Origin of the sequence: uncultured Campylobacter sp., from assembly GCF_938040115.1 — a bacterium.
Taxonomy (GTDB): domain Bacteria; phylum Campylobacterota; class Campylobacteria; order Campylobacterales; family Campylobacteraceae; genus Campylobacter_A.
In genome coordinates, this window is sequence record NZ_CALHXD010000088.1 from 1 (window position 1) to 1,209 (window position 1,209).

The window sequence follows — 1,209 nt, forward strand, 5'->3', positions numbered from 1 at the left end:
ATTTAAGTGGTTTTACGCTGTTTCCAGCTATCATCATAGACGAGCCGCATTATCCAAATGTCAAATTTGTTACGTATTATCACGCGCTTTGCAAAAAATATTTTATAATTTTTATTTTCGATAAAGACAAATATGCAGAGATCAAAACCTACTTTTTGGATAGAAAAAATATAAATATCGACGAGGTTAAAAAATATTATTTGCCTTAAATTCGTATCGTCAATAATGAGAAGTTCGCAAAATTTAGCTTAAACAAGCGTTGGCTACTTATCTTGAAAAATCAAATTTTATGAACAACTTTAACTCGCTGCGGCGCAAATTTTGCTAGGTTTCGTTCGGTAAATTTGAGTCAAATTTACTCGGATCAAATAAATTTAGTCTTTCGCGCCTCTTACTCTCAAAATCGCGCAGGTTAAATTTAAAGCAAAAGCCTGCCAGCCTAGCTATATACGCTCAAATTCGTTTAAATTTATTTACCCTCTTGGTTTGGGTAAGTCAAATTTGAAACCAAATTCGGCTCGGGTTGCTTTGGGCGGATTAAAGCCGGAGCCCGGGCCGAGCATGCCTCGCTCGAATTTAGCCCAAAATTTACTCGCTGCCTAAGCTTTTGCGGATCAAATTTAGCTCAAAATTTAACCCGCGTAGATTTGCTATTTTCCGTCTTTTTGCTTTTGCGCCAGTTCGATGTAGTAGTCGATCTGTTCGCGTTTTAGGATGCGGATGAAGTTTGTGCTGCCCGCGACTCCCGCAGGATAGCCGGCCGTCATGATATAGGACTTGTCGCGGCTAACAAATCCCAGCTCGGAGGCTTTTTTGATGGAGTTTGCCACGAGTAGATTAAGGTCGTCTCTACCCAGTACGAAAGCCGGCGTCACGCCCCACGCCAGCGTGAGCTGATGGGCGGTCTCCTCGTCGTGCGTGATAGCGATGATGTCTTTATTTGCGCGGTATCTGGCCATCTTTAGAGCCGATTTGCCGGAGCTTGTTATCGAGATGATGCTTTCTACGTCCAGCTGTACGGCCAGCCTAGCCGAGCTAGCCGCGACCACGTCTATGTCGTCGTAGCGCTCGAATTTATCGAATTTATTAAACGGATAAATCTGCTGCGTCTGGACGATGGTGTTTCGCATCGCCTGCACGACGGCGACGGGATTTTTGCCGATGGCGCTTTCCTCGCTTAGCATTACGGCGTCGGTGCCGTCTAATACG

Annotated in this window: 1 protein-coding gene and 1 pseudogene; one reads left to right on the forward strand and one right to left on the reverse strand. The window is 44.4% G+C overall.

Annotated features, from left to right (window positions below; translation table 11 throughout):
- A pseudogene (locus tag Q0314_RS03155) lies at positions 1-209 on the forward strand (hypothetical protein); the annotation flags it as partial.
- A gap of 441 nt (positions 210-650) precedes the next feature.
- Here Q0314_RS03155 and Q0314_RS03160 read toward each other — a convergent pair.
- Positions 651-1,209 (reverse strand): pyruvate kinase alpha/beta domain-containing protein (locus tag Q0314_RS03160; protein ID WP_298056422.1); only part of this gene is annotated, 559 nt, incomplete at its 5' end.